General features: G+C 72.0%; 17 protein-coding genes and 2 pseudogenes. 8 read left to right on the top strand and 11 right to left on the bottom strand.

All coding sequences use genetic code 11. The annotated features are described in order from the left end of the window. Nucleotides 1-114: 114 nt before the first annotated feature. Nucleotides 115-537 (top strand): annotated as a pseudogene (locus tag ACZ5NH_RS15160) (relaxase/mobilization nuclease domain-containing protein); the annotation flags it as partial. Further along, nucleotides 438-740: pseudogene (locus tag ACZ5NH_RS15155) on the top strand (ATP-binding protein); the annotation flags it as partial. The pseudogenes ACZ5NH_RS15160 and ACZ5NH_RS15155, both read left to right, overlap by 100 nt. 105 nt (nt 741-845) lie before the next feature. On the opposite strand, the gene ACZ5NH_RS15150 reads toward ACZ5NH_RS15155, so the two are convergent. Further along, a complete protein-coding gene (locus tag ACZ5NH_RS15150; protein WP_468775376.1) occupies nt 846-3,191 on the bottom strand; it encodes an ABC transporter permease in 2,346 nt (781 codons plus the stop codon). Further along, nucleotides 3,188-3,931, bottom strand: a complete 744-nt coding sequence (locus ACZ5NH_RS15145; protein ID WP_468775374.1) for an ABC transporter ATP-binding protein — start codon at nt 3,929-3,931, stop codon at nt 3,188-3,190. Before ACZ5NH_RS15145 ends, ACZ5NH_RS15150 begins: the two co-directional genes overlap by 4 nt. A gap of 128 nt (nt 3,932-4,059) precedes the next feature. Here ACZ5NH_RS15145 and ACZ5NH_RS15140 point away from each other — a divergent pair, with 128 nt between their 5' ends. Next, a complete protein-coding gene (locus ACZ5NH_RS15140) occupies nt 4,060-4,938 on the top strand; it encodes a sensor histidine kinase (protein ID WP_468775372.1) in 879 nt (292 codons plus the stop codon). A gap of 44 nt (nt 4,939-4,982) precedes the next feature. Next, the gene (locus ACZ5NH_RS15135; protein WP_468775497.1) at nt 4,983-5,744 is read left to right on the top strand and encodes a response regulator transcription factor; all 762 of its coding nucleotides are present in this window, start codon (nt 4,983-4,985) and stop codon (nt 5,742-5,744) included. 37 nt (nt 5,745-5,781) lie between these two features. Here ACZ5NH_RS15135 and ACZ5NH_RS15130 read toward each other — a convergent pair whose 3' ends face one another. From ACZ5NH_RS15130 to ACZ5NH_RS15115, 4 genes are read right to left on the bottom strand one after another with little or no spacing between them, the layout of a single operon-like run. After that, nucleotides 5,782-7,419 (bottom strand): glycoside hydrolase family 13 protein, encoded by a 1,638-nt coding sequence (locus ACZ5NH_RS15130; protein ID WP_468775370.1) that lies wholly within the window; start codon nt 7,417-7,419, stop codon nt 5,782-5,784. 26 nt (nt 7,420-7,445) lie between these two features. Continuing rightward, nucleotides 7,446-8,279, bottom strand: coding sequence for a carbohydrate ABC transporter permease (locus tag ACZ5NH_RS15125; RefSeq protein WP_450981185.1), 834 nt, complete (start codon nt 8,277-8,279; stop codon nt 7,446-7,448). Further along, nucleotides 8,276-9,319, bottom strand: a complete 1,044-nt coding sequence (locus ACZ5NH_RS15120) for a carbohydrate ABC transporter permease (RefSeq protein ID WP_468775367.1) — start codon at nt 9,317-9,319, stop codon at nt 8,276-8,278. The genes ACZ5NH_RS15125 and ACZ5NH_RS15120 overlap by 4 nt, the downstream gene beginning before the upstream one ends. Nucleotides 9,320-9,330: 11 nt before the next feature. Further along, nucleotides 9,331-10,629 (bottom strand): ABC transporter substrate-binding protein, encoded by a 1,299-nt coding sequence (locus ACZ5NH_RS15115; protein WP_468775365.1) that lies wholly within the window; start codon nt 10,627-10,629, stop codon nt 9,331-9,333. Nucleotides 10,630-10,904: 275 nt separating this feature from the next. On the opposite strand from ACZ5NH_RS15115, the gene ACZ5NH_RS15110 reads away from it, so the two are divergent. Further along, the gene (locus ACZ5NH_RS15110) at nt 10,905-11,993 is read left to right on the top strand and encodes a LacI family DNA-binding transcriptional regulator (protein ID WP_468775363.1); all 1,089 of its coding nucleotides are present in this window, start codon (nt 10,905-10,907) and stop codon (nt 11,991-11,993) included. A 104-nt stretch (nt 11,994-12,097) separates the two neighbouring features. Here ACZ5NH_RS15110 and ACZ5NH_RS15105 read toward each other — a convergent pair whose 3' ends face one another. Together ACZ5NH_RS15105 and ACZ5NH_RS15100 are read right to left on the bottom strand one after the other, a co-directional pair. After that, entirely contained in the window at nt 12,098-12,337 is a 240-nt protein-coding gene (locus ACZ5NH_RS15105) for a hypothetical protein (protein WP_468775361.1), read from the bottom strand. Nucleotides 12,338-12,354: 17 nt separating this feature from the next. Beyond that, complete coding sequence (locus tag ACZ5NH_RS15100) at nt 12,355-13,509, bottom strand: inorganic phosphate transporter (RefSeq protein ID WP_468775359.1); 1,155 nt, start codon at nt 13,507-13,509, stop codon at nt 12,355-12,357. 139 nt (nt 13,510-13,648) lie between these two features. On the opposite strand from ACZ5NH_RS15100, the gene ACZ5NH_RS15095 reads away from it, so the two are divergent. The 3 genes from ACZ5NH_RS15095 to ACZ5NH_RS15085 all read left to right on the top strand — a co-directional run bounded on the left by ACZ5NH_RS15095 (nt 13,649) and on the right by ACZ5NH_RS15085 (nt 15,345). Continuing rightward, the gene (locus tag ACZ5NH_RS15095) at nt 13,649-14,047 is read left to right on the top strand and encodes a helix-turn-helix transcriptional regulator (protein ID WP_388620735.1); all 399 of its coding nucleotides are present in this window, start codon (nt 13,649-13,651) and stop codon (nt 14,045-14,047) included. Between the two features lie 76 nt (nt 14,048-14,123). Then, entirely contained in the window at nt 14,124-14,540 is a 417-nt protein-coding gene (locus tag ACZ5NH_RS15090) for a VOC family protein (RefSeq protein ID WP_388620733.1), read from the top strand. Between the two features lie 55 nt (nt 14,541-14,595). Continuing rightward, entirely contained in the window at nt 14,596-15,345 is a 750-nt protein-coding gene (locus ACZ5NH_RS15085; protein WP_468775357.1) for a VOC family protein, read from the top strand. Nucleotides 15,346-15,647: 302 nt separating this feature from the next. On the opposite strand, the gene ACZ5NH_RS15080 is transcribed toward ACZ5NH_RS15085, so the two are convergent. The 3 genes from ACZ5NH_RS15080 to ACZ5NH_RS15070 are packed head-to-tail and all read right to left on the bottom strand — an operon-like array spanning nt 15,648 to nt 16,698. Then, entirely contained in the window at nt 15,648-15,980 is a 333-nt protein-coding gene (locus ACZ5NH_RS15080) for a DUF952 domain-containing protein (RefSeq protein WP_451002412.1), read from the bottom strand. A 39-nt stretch (nt 15,981-16,019) separates the two neighbouring features. Further along, a complete protein-coding gene (locus tag ACZ5NH_RS15075; RefSeq protein WP_468775355.1) occupies nt 16,020-16,442 on the bottom strand; it encodes a YciI family protein in 423 nt (140 codons plus the stop codon). Between the two features lie 31 nt (nt 16,443-16,473). Then, entirely contained in the window at nt 16,474-16,698 is a 225-nt protein-coding gene (locus ACZ5NH_RS15070; protein WP_451554149.1) for a hypothetical protein, read from the bottom strand. Nucleotides 16,699-16,702: the final 4 nt, after the last annotated feature.

Below are 16,702 nucleotides of genomic sequence, written 5' to 3'. Positions count from 1 at the left end.
AGCACGGCGCCCCTGACGGCCCGGGTGCGGTCTTTTTCACCCGGCCGGAGATGGGCGTCGATCCGCAGCGTGATGACGCCGGAGGCGCCGCCGATGACCAGCCGGACCTGCATGACGCTGCACTTGGCCCGCGCCGCCGCCAAGTGGCACGAGCAGCGCCGCCACGAGCAGCAGGCCGCAGCGGCCGAGGAAGCCTTCCGCCACCTGCAGGCGAGCTACCGGCAGGCCGCCAACCCGGCCTTGGCGGACCTTGCCCGCCGTACTCCAGGCGCCACAACCGCCCACCGTTCCGTGCAGGCCCCGCGCCGAGACCGCTGGCCACAACCCCGGCTTCTCCTGGGCATGGTCGGCTCCGAGCGGGAACTCGCCAGTGCCGAGCGCCCCGCCGAGGCTCGGCCATGCCCAGCACACCGCCCGGCAAGCCGGGCACTCTCGCCCTGGTCCCGACCCATGCCCCCGGCGCCGACGTCGAGCGCCGCAGGAAGCTCTTCGACCGACGCCGGACCACACCCGGTGCCGCCGGGAGGTTCGTCGCCGAGCCCCTTACCCGATGGGGCCGGACCGAACGCCTCGACGACGTCCAGCTGTGCGTCTCCGAACTCGCCACCAACGCCATCCTGCACGGAGCCCCCTCAGGCGGACTGGTGCTGGTGCGCATCACCCTCGACGACATCCAACTCCGCATCGAACTACACGGCAGCGGCGACGCCCTACCCCTCAGACGACATGTACCAGCCACCGCCGAGACCGGCCGCGGCTTGCCGCTCGTCTCGGCCCTCGCCGACGACTGGGGCGTGGAGGAACATGGGGCCCCGGCAAGTGGGCCTCTTCGGCTCACCCGCTCGTCACTCCGTGCGCAGCACCCGGGCGATGGTCTGCCGCGCCGCCGTATGCGCCGGAATCACCGCACCGAGCCCGGCGATCGCCACCCCGGCCAGCACCGGCACGGCCAGGGTCGCGGGGTGCCAGACGTCCAGCATCCGGGCCGGGAAGGTCAGATGGGCGTTGTGCTCGGTCATCGGGATCACCAGGCGGTAGGCCGCGACGCCCACCGGCAGCCCCAGGATTCCGCCGGCCAGGCCGAGTCCGGCCATGGACACCACGAGCATCACTGTCACCTGGCGTGGTGTCATGCCGATCGACTTCAGCATCCCCAGGTCGCGCCGCCGTTCCCGGGCGCTCAGCACGACCGTGTTGAACACGCCCATCGCGGAGACGGTCGTGAGCATCAGGGTCAGCGCGGAGGCTGAGCCGATCACGGTCACCGCCCCGGCGTTGACCGCGGACTGCTCACTCGGGTAGAGCCCGGGATCGGCTGCCCGGACGGCCTTCACATAGGCGCCGGCATCGGCTCCGGGGGTGAGCCGCACCCAGTACTGATTGGCCTGCGCGTGCGGTGCCAGGGCGGTCACCGTCGGCCAGTCCGCGCGCAGCCAGTCCGCCGGCCCGGCCATGGCCTCCCCGACCAGGGTCACGCGCTCCGTCCGGCCGTCCGCCGCGCTCAGCGTGAACGAGTCACCGACATGCAGGCCGTACTTGGACAGGAACCTGCCGGAGGCCACCACCTCGCCGGGCCTGCGCGCCCACCGGCCCCTGGCCAGGTCGTCCTGGAGCGCGGACCGGCCCCCGCGCGCGCCCTGAATCGTCACGTCCTGGCTCTGCCCGAGCAGCCGCACCCCGGCGAAGCCCACGCCGGACACGTCCGCCGCATGCGGCAGCGAGCGCAACAGGCCCTGGGTCGCGGCGTCGCCCTGGTGCGGAACGGTCTCCCCGAACCTGGCCTGCCCGGCAAAGACGACCACCTGCGTTCGGCCGGTGCCCTCGACCGCGACGCCGTAGGAGACCATCGTGGCCGACAGGCCGGTGGCGAAGGTCACCGTCGCCACCCCGAGCAGGACGGCGCAGACGGTGAGCAGCGCCCGTCCGGGCCGGGCGAAGGGCAGGCCCAGGCCCAGTGTCACCGAGCGCGGCAGCCGCACCCCGCTCAGCCACCGCTGCACCGCAGGCCGGCGTCCGCCGTCGGGCGCGCTGCCCGCGCTGATCGCTCGCGCCGCGGAGAGCCGGTGAGCGCGCAGCGCCGGAATCAGCGCGGCCAGCAGCACGACCGCGGGCATGCCCAGCGCCGTCGTCACGTACACCCAGGAGCTGATCGTCGGCCTGAGGGTCACCGTGCCGAGGTCGGCGCCGTAGAAGACCTGGTGCAACAGCGGCCGTGCCACCACCGCGCCCAGGGCGGTGCCGATCGCTGCGCCCGCCGTCGCCGGGACACAGACCATCACCAGGTAGACCGCGGTCACCTGGATCGGCGTGAATCCCACGGACTTGAGCACCCCGATGTGCCGGAAGCCGGACACGACGGCGCCGCTCACCACGTTGCCCACGATCAGCACGGCCACCAGCAGGCCGAGGATGCCGAAGGCCATGAGGAACGGCACGAAGGCGTTGGGCTCGGTCGCGACCTGCGCCTTCAGGGTCAGATACGACTGGTGGGCGACGAGCGAGCCGGACGGCAGACCGGCGCTCACCGCCGCGGTGTCCGCCGTGATCTGCCGGGCCGTGCCGGCCCGGTCGAAGCGGTACAGCATCTGGTACGTCGTGGGGTGCAGGGCCGTGATCTGCCGTGGTGAGACCCAGGCCTGCGCGGTGCCGCTCACGCTGGACGCGAGTCCGACGACGGTCAGCGGCGCCAACCCGGGCAGCCTGATCCGTCTGCCGATCGGAGAGTGCGGGCTGTCGCCCATCCCGGGCGCGTCCGGAAGCGCCAGGACGAGCTGGCCGGGGCCGGTGGCCCAGTGCCCGGCGAACAGGTCCAGCCGGTCGACCGTGCCGCCGGGGTCCGCCCGGCCCACCACGGTCAGCGGGCCGGGTCCCATCCCGGGCAGCTCGGCGACCGCGCTCTGCGGCAGGTCGACCACCGCTTCCGGGAACGGCCCGGCCGAGGCCCGCACGCCCGGTCGGTGCGCGGTCCGTGCCAGCCGGGAGCCGGTGACCTTCGTCGCGTCGAACGTGGCGACGACGTGGGCGCCGTGCGCCTGGCCGAAGATCCGGTCGAACGGCCCGGACGCGACGTCCAGCAGGCCGAGGGCGACCACCAGCGCCACGGAGGAGACGAGGACCACCGCCCCGATCACGGCGGTCTGCAGCCGGCGGCGGCGCACGGCCGCGCGGGAGGCACGCCACACCGCGCTCATGCCGTCCGCTCCAGGGTCCGGTCGCCGGTGATCCGGCCGTCCGCCATGGTCACCAGCCGGCCGGCGCAGCGCGTGGCCAGCGTCGGGTCGTGCGTCACCAGCAGCAGGGTCTGGCCCAGTTCGTTGAGGTCGATGAGCAGGTCCATCACCTGCTCGCCCGCATGGCTGTCCAGCGCGCCGGTGGGCTCGTCCGCGAGCAGCAGCGCGGGCCGGTTCATCAGCGCGCGGGCCACCGCCACCCGCTGGCGCTCGCCGCCGCTGAGCGCGGCGGGGTAGACGTTCCTGCGGTCGGCGATGCCGAGTTCGTCCAGCAGCTCCAGCGCCCGGCGCCGGGCCTGGCGGGCCGAGGTGCCGGTGAACTGCGCGGCCAGGGCGACGTTGTCGATCGCGGGCAGGTCGTCGATGAGGTTGAAGAACTGGAAGATCATGCCGATCCGGCGCCGTCGGAACAGCGCCAGCCCGGTCTCGTTGAGCGCGCCCAGGTCCTCGCCGTGCACGCGCACCTGTCCGCCGCTCGGCCGGTCCAGACCGGCGATCATGTTCAGCAGGGTCGATTTGCCGCAGCCGGACGGCCCCATCACCGCCACCGCCTCCCCGGCGGCGATCTCCAGCGACACGCCGTCCAGAGCGACGGTGTCGCCGTACTCCTTGCGCAGGCCGCTCAGCCGGACGACTTCCTGGTCGGGTACGGCGGCCGGGCCGGCCCCCCGGCTCGGGTCGCCGATGTCTTCGGTGGTCATGGCAGGGACGGTAGGCGGCCGGGTCCGTCCCGGCGTCAGCCCCCGGAGGTATCCCGCGGCGGTGGTCATCCCGGCGATGTACGGGATGGCCCCGGAGGAGGACGCCCGTCCGTCGGCCGGCTGGCACGATGGACGGCGTGTGGACATCGGAGACGGGCGCGCTGCTCATCGCCCTGGCAGCGGTGGGCCTGGCGTCGGCCGGTGGCACCGTCGTGCTGCTGGCGCGGGCCCGCCGCCGGTACCGCAAGGTGCTGGAGGACCGGCGCTGGCTGCTGGAGCGTGAGCGGGAGGCCGCAGCCCGTACGGCGGTGGCGGCCGAACGCGCCCGCATCGCCCGCGAGTTGCACGACATCGTCAGCCACAAGGTCGGCCTCATGGTGGTACAGGCGACGGCCGCCCGGGAGGTGCTCGCCACCCTGCCGGACGCGGCGGAGACCGCGCTGGCGGCCGTCGAGGGCGCCGGCCGCGACGCGATGACCGAACTGCGCCACCTGCTCGGTCTGTTGGCGCCGTCGCCGGACGGCGACGACCCCGCCGTGCCGAGCGAGCACGGAGACCTCTCCGGACTCGCGCCGCAGCCGAGCCTGCGCCAACTGGGCACGCTCGTCGACCGGATCGCCTTCGCCGGACTGCCGGTCGAGGTGCGGATCTCCGGGGAACCGCGCCCGCTGCCTCCCGGCATCGACGTCACCGCCTACCGGATCATCCAGGAGGCGCTGACCAATTCGCTCAAGTACGGCGACGGCGGCACGGCGACCGTGACGGTGCGCTATGCCGACCACAGCCTTCGGGTCGAGGTGCTGGACAGCGGACCGAGCGTGCTGGCCGCCGACCACGCGAGCAGCGGTCCGGCACCGGGTCCCGGGAAGCGCCGGGACGAGGGGGCGGGGCGCGGCCTGATCGGCCTGCGTGAGCGTGTGGCCGTCTACGGCGGCCACTTCGACGCCCGGCGCCGCATCGGCGGTGGGTACCGTGTCCGTGCCCGCATCCCGCTGGAGCGCCCGTGACCGAACACGCCGCAGACCCCGGCCTCGGCCCCGCGCCGGGCCGCATCCCGGACTGCCCTGCCCCGGCCCCTGTCCCGGCCCAGGAAACCGGTGCCCCGCGCGTCCTCATCGCCGACGACGAAGAGCTCATCCGCACCGGGTTCCGGCTGATCCTCACCTCGCGCGGCATCGAGGTCGTCGGTGAGGCGGCGGACGGACTGCGGGCCGTGGCGGAAGCGGAACGGCTGCGCCCGGACGTCGTCCTGATGGACATCCGGATGCCCGACCTGGACGGCCTGGAAGCCGCCAAGCGCGTCCTGCGGCTGGTCCCGCGCTGCCGGGTCCTCATGCTCACCACGTTCGACCTCGACCGCTACGTCTACGCGGCGCTCGCCACCGGCGCGAGCGGTTTCCTGCTCAAGGACGTCACCGCCGCCCATCTCGCCGCGGCGGTACGGCTGGTGAACACGGGCGACGCGCTGCTCGCCCCCTCGATCACCCGCCGTCTGGTCGAGCGGTACGCGGCCGGCCACGAGGCCGGCCCGGCCGTGCCCGCGCACCGCCCCGCCACCGCACCGCCCCCACCCGCGCTCCACCGTGACCTGGCCGCGCTGACCCCCCGCGAGCGCGAGGTGCTGATGCTGATGGGCCGGGGCCTGTCGAACACCGAGCTCGCCGCGTCCCTCACGCTCAGCGAGGCCACCGTGAAGACGCACGTCGCCCGGATCTTCGCCAAGCTCGACCTCCGCGACCGCGCCCAGGCCGTCGTCCTCGCTTATGAGACGGGCCTGGTCACGCCCGGCGGAGCGGCCACCGGTCGGCAGTGACCGGTGGCCGCCTGTCGCTGCTCACGGAAGGGAGCCGCTACACCGCCAGCCAGGCCGCCTGGTCCGGGGCCAGCCGGCCGTCCTCCAGGGGTTCGCTGGTCAGCAGGACCGCGGTGTGGTCGGGCAGCGGGTACGGCTCGGTGGAGAGGTTGACCACGCAGACGAAGCCGGGGTCGCGGCGGAAGGCGAGGACTCCGGCGGGGGCGTCCAGCCAGGTGAGGGTGCCGTCACCGAGGGCCGGATGCTCGCGGCGCCGGCGCAGCGCGGTGCGGTAGAGCTCCAGCATGGAGGTCTCGTCGCCGGTCTGCGCCTCGACGGTGCGCGCGGCCCAGTCCGCGGGCTGCGGCAGCCAGGGTGCGGCGGAGGCGCCCTCGGGGCTGAAGCCGTACGGTGCCGTCCGCCCGGACCAGGGGATCGGCACCCGGCAGCCGTCGCGGCCGCGGTCGGTGTGGCCGGAGCGTTCCCAGACGGGGTCCTGCAGCACCGCCTCGGGCAGGTCCTCGACCTCGGGCAGGCCGAGTTCCTCGCCCTGGTAGACGTAGGCGCCGCCGGGCAGGGCGAGCATGAGCAGGGCGGCGGCGCGGGCGCGGCGGGTGCCCAGGTCGAGGTCGAGGGGGCCTTCGGGTTCGTAGCGCTCGTTGGCCACCCAGCGCTTGGCCGCCCTGCGGCCGTACCGGCTGGCGTGGCGCATGACGTCGTGGTTGGAGAGCACCCAGGTGGCGGGTGCGCCGACCGCGCCGAGCATGGCGAGGGAGTCGTCGATGACCGTGCGCAGGTCCTTGGGGTCCCAACTGGACATCAGGAAGTCGAAGTTGAACGCGGTGTGCAGGCCGTCGGCGCGGACGTAGGCCGCCAGCCGCTCGGGGGTGTCGGCCCACGCCTCGGCGACGAAGCACCGGTCGCCGGGGAACTCGTCGGCCACCTTGCGCCAGGCGCGGTAGATGTCGTGGACCTCGTCGCGGTCCCAGTGCGGGTGGTCGAGGTGGTGCCGGCGCCGGCCGACCCCGGCCGGAGGCGGCGGCAGGTCGGGCAGTTCGGGGTGCTTGATCAGTCCGTGCGCCACGTCGATACGGAAGCCGTCCACGCCCCGGGCGAACCAGAACCGCAGGATCGACTCGAACTCCGCCCGCACCTCGGGGTGCTGCCAGCTCAGGTCGGGCTGCTGCGGGGCGAAGAGGTGCAGGTACCACTCGCCGTCGGGCAGCCGGGTCCAGGCCGGGCCGCCGAAGGAGGAGACCCAGTCGTTGGGCGGCAGGTCGCCGTCGGGGCCGCGGCCGGGGCGGAAGATGTAGCGGTCGCGTTCCGGGCTGCCCGGGCCGGCCGCCAGCGCCGCCCGGAACCAGGCATGCCGGTCGGAGGTGTGGTTGGGCACCATGTCGGGGATGACGCGGATCCCGTGCCGGTGGGCTTCCTCGATGAGCCGCTCGGCCTCCTGCACGGTGCCGAACAGCGGGTCGATCGCGCGGTAGTCGGCCACGTCGTAACCGTGGTCCGCCTGCGGCGACTTGTACCACGGGTTGATCCAGAGGGCGTCGACGCCCAGCGCCTTCAGGTACGGCAGTCGGGAGCGGATGCCGGCGATGTCACCGACGCCGTCCCCGTTCCCGTCGGCGAAGCTGCGGATGTAGACCTGGTAGATGACGGCGCTGCGCCACCACGGTGCGGTGCCGGACATGCTGCTCCTTAGGAGTGGAAGAGGGCTTACTTCGCGGCACCGGCCGTCAGGCCGGCGACGATGCGGCGCTGGAAGAGCAGCACCATGACCACCAGCGGGATCGTGACGAGGACGCCCGCTGCCATCTGGCTGCCGAACGGGGTCTCGTAGGTCGTGGCGCCGGTGAACTTGGAGATGGCGACCGGTGCGGTCTGCATGTCCGGCCGGTTGGTCATCGACAGGGCGATGAGGAACTCGTTCCAGGCGGCGATGAACGTGATGATCGCGGTGGTGAAGATGCCGGGCGCGGCGAGCGGGACGATGACCTTGCGGAAGGCCTGGCCGCGGGTGCAGCCGTCGACCATGGCCGCGTGCTCCAGTTCGTCCGGCATCTGCCGGAAGAAGGTGGTCAGGTTCCACACCGCCAGCGGCAGTGCGAAGGACATGCTCGGCACGATCATGGCCTGGTAGGTGTTGATCCAGCCGATGTCCGTGAACAGCTTCAGCAGCGGGACCACGATCGACACGACCGGGAACATCGAGGTGGCGATGATCAGGGTGAGGATCAGCCGCTTGAACCGGAACTCCAGCCTCGCCATCGCGTAGGCGGTGAACGTGGCCAGCAGCAGCGCCAGCACGGTGGTGACACCGGCCACGACCAGGCTGTTGAGCAGCGCCCGGGTGAAACCCTGGGAGGCGCCGAACAGCGACCGGTAGTTCGCGAACGACACCGGTGACGGGACGAGCGAGGTGTCGAAAATGTCGGAGGTGCGGCGCAGGCTGGAGACCAGCATCCAGTAGAAGGGGGCCAGGCAGTAGGCCACCACCGCGGCGACCCCCACGTACAGCAGGCGGCCGCGCCACTTCGCCGTGGTCGTCATGCCGTCACCTCCGTACGGCGCGCGAACACGAGCCTGGTCTTCGTCTTCCGGCGGCCGCCGCCGGTGTCGCCGACGAGATCCGCGCCCAGCAGCCGTACGAAGGCGAGCGCGATGAGGAAGACGTACAGGAAGAGCAGGACCGCGTAGGCGGAGGCGGGCCCGAAGCGGACGTTGGACGCCTCGTTCTGCGCCAGCATGGACAGGGTTTCCACCGAGTTCTTCTGCGCGCCGATCAGGATGTACGGCAGGTCGAACATCCGCAGCGCGTCCATGCAGCGGAACAGCATGGCCACCAGCAGCGCGGGTTTCACCAGGGGCAGCGTGATGTGCCAGAACCGGCGCAGCGCGCTCGCCCCGTCGATGCGGGCCGCCTCGTATACCTCGTTCGGAATGACCTGCAGTCCGGCCAGGACCAGCAGCCCGATGAACGGGGCGGTCTTCCATACCTCGGCGACGATGACCGCGACCTTGGCGTGGAAGCCCTCGGTGGTCCACAGGATCTGGTGGCCGATCAGGGCGTTGGCGATGCCGTCGCTGTTGAAGATCCACCGCCACAGCAGGGCGGAGATGGCCGTGGGCACCGCCCAGGGCACGAGGATGCTCGCCCGCACCAGGGCCCGGCCGCTGAACGCCCGGTGCATGATCAGGGCCATGACCACACCGGTCACCGTCTCCAGTCCGACGGTGACGACCGTGAAGAAGCTGGTGTTCCAGAAGGCGTTCCAGAACCGGTCCCCGGCGGCGCCGAAGATGTCGGCGTAGTTCTTCAGCCCGACGAACGGCTCGGTGCTGCGGATGAAGCCGGTCCTCGGGTCGAGACCCTTCGGTCCGTACAGCGACTCCCTGAGCGCCATGAGCGTCGGGTAGAGCACGACGACCGTCAGCACCAGCAGCGTCGGGGACACCAGCAGGGCCGCCATCCGCCCGGCGCCGGCCGTGGCGCGGGCCCGGGAGCGGGACCGCCGGCCTGTCACGGTCGTACCGGACCGGCGATGGGGCTCGGCCGCCGCGGGTCCGGGCGGTATCTCGATGTCGGTCATGGCCCCGCTCCTCACTGCCCGGTGGACTTCAGCAGCTCCCGCTGCAGGTCCTTCAGCGCCTGTGCGCTGCTCTTGGTGCCGGTCAGCGCGGCGTACGCCTCCTGCTGGACCGCCGAGGTGACATCGCCGTACTGGACGACGCGCGGGCGCGGCACGGCGTGCAGGATCGACTGCTTGAGGACCGGGAGGTACGGGTACTGCCCGGCCAGTGCCGCGTCGTCGTACAGGTCGGCGTACGGCGGGGCCAGGGAGGCCTTCTCCAGGAAGGTCTTCGCGGTGGTCTCGCTGCTGTAGAACTTCATGAAGTCCAGGGCCGTCGCCTTGTTCTTGGCGAAGGACGACAGGGCCAGGTTGTGACCGCCCAGGCTGGAGGCGCCGAGGCCGTTCAGGCCGGGCAGCGGCGCGACGGCGTACTTGCCGGCCAGCTTGCTCTTGCCGGCGAGCGCGTACATGTACGGCCAGTTGCGCAGGAAGACCAGCTTGCCGGCCTGGAAGGCCTGGCGGCCGTCCTCCTCCTGGTAGGTGATGGCCTCCTTGGGGATCGTGGCGTCCCGGAACGAGCCGGCCAGGAAGTCCAGTCCCTTCTTCGCCTCGGGGGTGTCCACGTCGGGCTTGCCGTTCGCGTCGGTGACGACGCCGCCCGCGGAGTTAACGGCCTCGGAGAAGTTGACCGTCAGGCCCTCGTACTTCTGGAACTGCCCGGCGTAGCAGGACACGCCCTTGGCGGCGGGCAGCTTCTTCACCTTGGCGCAGTCGGCCTTCAACTCGGCCCAGGTCGCCGGGGCCTTGCCGATTCCCGCCTGCTTCAGCAGGTCGGTGCGGTAGTACAGCATGCCGCCGTCCGAGCTGGCCGGGGCCGCGTACAGACCACCGCGGTACTTGGCCGTCTCCACCACCGGCTTGAGCATCCTGTCCAGGGGGAACTGCTGCTCGGGCAGCTTGTCGATCCACTGGTGCGCGGCGAACTCCGACGTCCACACGACGTCCAGAGAGAGCACCGTATAGGCGTCGGACTTCGTCTCGGCGTTCTGGATCATCTGCTGGCGCTGCGCGTCCGCGTCCGTGGGCAGCTGGATGAAGGTGACCTTCTCCTTCGGGTGCAGCTTGTTCCACTGGTCGAGGACCGGCTGGACGGCTCCGGTGGTGTCCTTTCCGGCCACGTAGGTGATGGGGCCGCGGCCGGTGAACGAGGCGGGCCCGGACTGGCCTGCGGAGCCGCCGTCGTCGGACGAGCCGCAGGCGGCGAGGAGGAGTCCGGCGGCGGCGAGCGCGGCCGAGCATCGAAGGGCTCTGGCGGTTGTGGTCTTCACTGTCTCTCCTGGTCGTGCGGAACCTGAGGCGACGCTGTTGTGAGACTGCGTTGTCACAGCAACTTCTTGGATCAAACGCGCAGGTCAAAGCACATGGCGCAAGTACATGGGGGACTGCTTTGACCCGTCCGAGACAACGCTTGCACGCTAGGAGTGGGCTAAGCGGAAGTCAATGCGTTACTTCCCGGTAACGAGTGGGAATCAGGGCCCCGAGCTTGTGAAAGCGCTGTCACAACCAGCGTCGACAGCGGGCCTTCTGTGCTACCGTCCGGCACATGCCTCCAGCTCAGCGACACCCGACGATGGCTGACGTCGCCGAACGGGCCGGGGTCTCCACGTCCACCGTCTCGCGGACCCTGCGCGGCCTGACCACCGTCTCCCCGGAGGTGCGCGCCCGGGTCGAACAGGCCGCCCGCGAGCTGAACTTCGCCGTCTCCCGGCAGGCCGCAAGCCTTGTCACGGGGAAGACCGGGACCGTGGCGGTGCTCGTCCCCACACTCAACGCGTGGTTCATGGGCTCGGCCCTCTCCAGCCTGGCCCCGGTGCTGCGGGCCGCGGGGATGGAGCTGACCGTCTATGTGATCCCCGACCTCGCCGAGCGCACCTCGTTCTTCGACCGGCTGCCCGCCCGCCGGAACGCCGACGCGCTGCTGGTCTTCTCCTTCGACCTCACCGAGGAGGAGACCGACCGGCTGGACACCCTCGGCATGCCGGTCATCTACGTCAGCCAGCACGTCGACGGCCGCCCGAGCGTGTACGTCGACGACGTCGCCGGCGCCCTGCACGGCACCCGGCACCTGCTCAACCTCGGGCACCGGCGGATCGCGTTCATCAAGACGGTGGGCGCGAGCGGCTTCTCCTTCAGCTCCAACGAGCGGCTGCTCGGCTATCAGCAGGCGCTCACCGAGGCGGGCGTCCCCCTCGACGAGAACCTGGTGGCCGGGCTCCCGGTGGGCGACAAACGCGCCACCGCCGAAGCGCTGGGGAAGCTACTGAGCCTGCGCGAGCCGCCCACCGCCGTCTTCGCCGAACAGGACGAGGTCGCCGTCGCCGTCCTCCGGGCCCTGCGCCGGACGCACATCGAGGTACCCACGCAGATGTCCGTCCTCGGCTTCGACGACCAGCCGGTGGCCGACTGGTTCGACCTGTCCACCATCGCCCAGTCACCCTCGGACATCGGCCGCGAGGCCGGCCGGCTGGCCCTGCGGCTCATCGACGGCTCCGAGGCGGACCAGCCCGACCAGGCGGACCAGGGGGACCACAAGCAGCACATCGTGCTGCCCACGCATCTGATCCCGCGGGCCACCACCGCGCCCGTCCCGCACGGCGACCGGGACGCCGACGGCGAACTTCCGCGCGCCTGAGGCTTTCTGCCGTACGCGTTCGGAGGACGGGTACGGTCGCGAGTTCGGCGACGGGTTTGGTCGGTTTCCCCTCGACCGGGCCCCTGCCGTCCGCGTATCCGCCGTCAGTGGAACTGCGGCACGATCAGACAGATCCCGTACACCACCACCGCCGCGCAGGCGAGGAAGCACAGGGCGGCCTGGACCCGGCCCGCGGTGGCGGCTCCGGAGCGGCCGGCTTCGGCGGCGTCGGATTCGGGCCGGGACAGGCCCAGGACGCCGAAGGTGAAGACGACGACCACGGCGACCGTGACACCGAGGCTGACCGCGGCGACCTTGCCGAGGGCGGACCAGTCGACATGCATGGGGACTCCCAGGGGGTTCAGGCGGCCGAGCGGACGTTCGTCGGGCCCGGGGCGCGGAGGGTGACCTCGTGGTGGTCGTTGACGTTGTCGGCGCGCACCGGGTTACGGCGGGACGCGGCGACGATGACGGCGGCGAAGGCCAGGGCGACCAGGGCGATGACCGCCGTACCGAGATTGCCGCCGTGCTTGACCACGCTCGCCGCGAGGCCGCCGACCAGCGCGGCGGAGGGCAGGGTGATCAGCCAGGCCAGCACCATACGGCCGGCCACGCCCCAGCGGACCTCCGCGAGCCGGCGGCCCAGGCCGGCGCCGAGGATGCTGCCCGAGGCGACCTGGGTCGTGGACAGCGCGAAGCCCAGGTGGGCCGAGCTGAGGATCACGGCGGTGGAAGCCGTCTCGGCGGCGAAGCCCTGCGGTGACTGGATTGCCGCCAGACCCTTGCCCATGGTGCGGATGATCCGCCAGCCGCCCAGGGAGGTGCCGAGGCCGATGGCGAGGCCCGCCGAGCCGATCACCCACACCGGCGGACCCGCGTCATGGCCGAGGGCGCCCACCGAGATGAGGGTCAGCGTGATCACGCCCATGGTCTTCTGCGCGTCGTTGGTGCCGTGCGCGAGGGAGACCAGGGAGGCGGAGGCGGCCTGGCCGAGGCGGAAGCCCCTGGTCACCGACTCCTGGCGGGCGCGGGCGGAAAGCTTGTAGGCGAGGTAGGTGGCGACCAGGGCGGCCAGGCCGGCCACCACCGGAGAGGCCACGGCCGGGATCAGCACCTTGTCGACGACCTTGTCGAAGTGCACGGCGCCGGAGCCGGCGCCTACCCAGACCGCGCCGATCAGACCGCCGAAGAGGGCGTGGGAGGAACTGGAGGGCAGTCCGGCGAGCCAGGTCACCAGATTCCACAGGATCGCGCCGACCAGCCCCGCGAAGATCATCGCCGGGCTGACCAGGGCGTCGTCCACGATCCCGCCGGAGATCGTCTTCGCGACCTCGGTCGAGAGAAAGGCCCCGGCGATATTGAGGATCCCACTGATCATGACCGCTACGCGCGGTTTGAGTGCGCCGGTCGCGATGGAGGTGGCCATCGCGTTCGCAGTGTCGTGGAACCCGTTCGTGAAGTCGAACGCCAGTGCCGTGACGATGACGGCCGCCACGAGGAACGTGATGTGGTCCATTCCCCAAGGCAAGCAAGAGAGGGCCAGTGCATGGGGAACCGAAGGCGAACGGCGTGTCGAACATGCGGAGGCCTGTTGTGCAGTCCTGTGCGAAACCGTTGCATCCCGCGGTGTCGGTGCCCTGTGCCAAGCTGTGGACGTGACCCTGGAGGACCTCAGACAGCTGCGGCGCGTGCGCGACCGCATGGACCGGGAGTACGCCGAGCCGCTCGACATCACCGAGCTGGCCCGGGGCGCCCATATGTCACCCGGCCACTTCCAGCGCAGCTTCCGCAAGGCCTTCGGGGAGACGCCGTACAGCTATCTGATGACCCGCAGGATCGAGCGGGCCAAGGCGCTGCTGCGCCGGGGCGATCTCACCGTGACCGAGGTGTGCCTCGCCGTGGGGTGTACGTCACTGGGCTCCTTCAGCTCCCGCTTCACCGAGCTGGTCGGGGAGACCCCGAGCGCCTACCGGGCCCGCGACCACGAGGAGAGCGCGGTGATCCCGTCCTGCGTGGCCCGTACGTTCACCCGGCCCCGCCGCCGGCCGTACTGAGCCCCGCCCGCCCGTACCGAGCCCCGCCCGCCCGTACGGAGGCGCGCCGTCGCCCGGATGGGCCTAGCGTGAGCCCATGGACGTGAAACTCAAGAACTGCTTCATCGCGGTGGACGACCACGACAAGGCGCTCGCCTTCTACCGTGACGTGCTCGGCCTGGAGGTCCGCAATGACGTGAGCTTCGAGGACATGCGCTGGGTGACGCTGGGCTCGCCGCTGCAGCCGGACGTCGACATCGTGCTGGAGCCGCCCGGCGCGAACCCGGACGCCTCCCCCGCCGACCGGCAGGCGATGGCCGAGCTGTTGGCCAAGGGCATGCTCCGGGGTGTCATCTTCACGACCGAGGACTGCGACGCGCTGTACGAGCGGGTGCGGGCGTCCGGCGCCGATGTGCTCCAGGAGCCGACGGACCAGCCGTACGGTGTGCGCGACTGCGCCTTCCGGGACCCGGCGGGCAACCAGCTGCGCTTCCTCCAGCGCCCCGCGGAGTGAGTGCCCCGGCTGAATTCCCGGAGATCGTCGAGGAGTTCGGACCTACACTCCCCACATGATCGTTCGCTGGACGTACGCCTTCGTCGACCGCCCCGCCAGCCGGCTGCCCGAGGCGCGCGACTTCTGGACGGCCGTCACCGGCACCCGGGCGTCCCGGCCCCGTGGTGAGCGCGGCGAGTTCCTGACCCTGCTGCCCGAGGAGGCGGCCGGGACGGACCCGTGCGTGAAGCTCCAGGGCGTCACCGGGGGCGACGGCGGCGCCCATCTCGACCTGTGCACCGAGGACGTACGGGAGTTGACCGGGGCGGCCCTGGAACTCGGCGCGGCGCTGGTGTCGGACCACGGCGACTGGGCCGTACTGCGTTCCCCGGCGGGGCAGTTGTTCTGTGCCGTGCCCTGGCACGGAGAGACGGTACGGCCGCCGGTGGTGGCCGGCGGCCGGCTGGACCAGGTGTGCCTGGACATCCCGCCGTCGGCGTACGCCGCCGAGTCGGACTTCTGGGCCGGTCTCACCGGCTGGGAGCGGCTGAAGGGGTCCCTGCCGGAGTTCGAGGTGCTGAGGCCGCCGGCGGGGCTGCCCGTCCGGATCCTGCTCCAACGGCTCGGCGAGGAGCGCGCCGCCTCCGCCCACCTCGATCTGGCCTGCGCGGACATCGCCGCCGTCCGCGCCCGGCACGAGGAGCACGGCGCCGTCGTGGTGGGCGGCGGCCCGCACTGGACGGTGCTGCGCGACCCGGCGGGCGGCGTCTACTGCCTGACCGGCCGCGACCCGGAGACCGGCGGCCTGCCGGGCGCCGGCCGGTGAGACGGGCGACGGGTGCCGGTCAGCGAGCCGTCGTCCCGTAGAGGCACACGACCCCGGTACGCGAGGGCTCGGCCGGATCCTGCGGCGGACTCGGCGGGCAGGAGCGGTCGTCACCAAGCGGCTTCCGCAGGCGCCGCGCACCCGGCGACGGACGGGCCCCGTGCCCGCCGTCCAGACGTACGGCCCCGGGGCCGGGCGTCCTCCTGGAGCAGGAACGTGAGTCCTCCCCCACGGCCACGGCGACCGCCCAGACCATCACCGCCCACCGCCACCCCGGCGACGAGGCGTTCCCTGCTGCCCGGTCACCCCCAGGACTCCACGGCCACCACGGCGTCGGCCGGCACCGGCCCGTACACATGCGGGAACTCCTCCCCGCCGGGCTCCACGGCCTCGTACTTCACCGGCGCGCCGACCAGGGCCGGATCCACGACCAGCACGACCAGTTCGTCCGGGCCTGCGTAGTCGCCGTAGAGGAACTCGGCGATGCGGGGGAGCTGTTCGCGGGTGGAGAAGTGGATGAAGCCCTCCTCCTGCAGGGTGCGGCCACGGGTCGACACCTCGTAGGTGCCGCGCTCGCGCGCCGCCTCCCACAGGGAGCGCTCGGTGATGTGGACGATGTGCGGAAGTTTCGGCATGCGGCCACGCTACGGCCCCGGCCGGGGGCGCGCGTCTCCTCATCCGGTCCCGATGTCGTCCGCTCCGCCCATGACGGGCCGGATCACCACGGGGTAGTCGGTCAGGTCCTCGGGGCCGGGACAGCGGGTGACGCGTTCGGCGATCTCGGTGACCCGCTCCAGGCTCGCGCAGTCCACCACCCAGTAGCCGGCCATCAGCGGTTCGGTGTCGCCGTACGGGTCGTCGGTGATCAGGGTCCGGCCGTGCTCGCCCCGCGCGACCAGCCGGGTCAGGGCGGGCTCGGCCAGGCCCTGTGCCTCGACGAGTTCGCCGGACTCGGCGAGGCTGTCGCCGAGCGCCGCCATGTACAGGTACATGGCCTTGAGCTGCACCTCGGTCCAGGCCGGGGCGTGCTCGGTGCGCTTGCCGGCCATCGCGTCGTAGTCCGCCTGGGTGCCCTGCACCATCACCAGGTACCTCATGGCCCCCTCCTTCGGCTCGGGACCGCCCGGCTCAGGACTCCTCGGCCGTGGATCCACCGGGGCGCGGCTGCTCGTTCCCGTCGTCCGGGGCCGCGGGCTCGACGGGCTCGACGGGCTCGCCGTAGGCCGGGCAGTCGGGGTTGCGGCAGGGGCCGGGGCCCCACACCGGCACCCAGGCGCCCAGCGTCTTGCGCCGTCCGACGACCGTGTCGACGGGCTGTCCGCAGACGGGACAGACGTGGTCCTCGCTGTCCATGTCC

This window comes from Streptomyces sp. NPDC031426 (assembly GCF_055581585.1).
The sequence above is the reverse complement of the archived record's forward strand: the minus strand, read 5'-3'. Positions and strand labels throughout refer to the sequence as shown.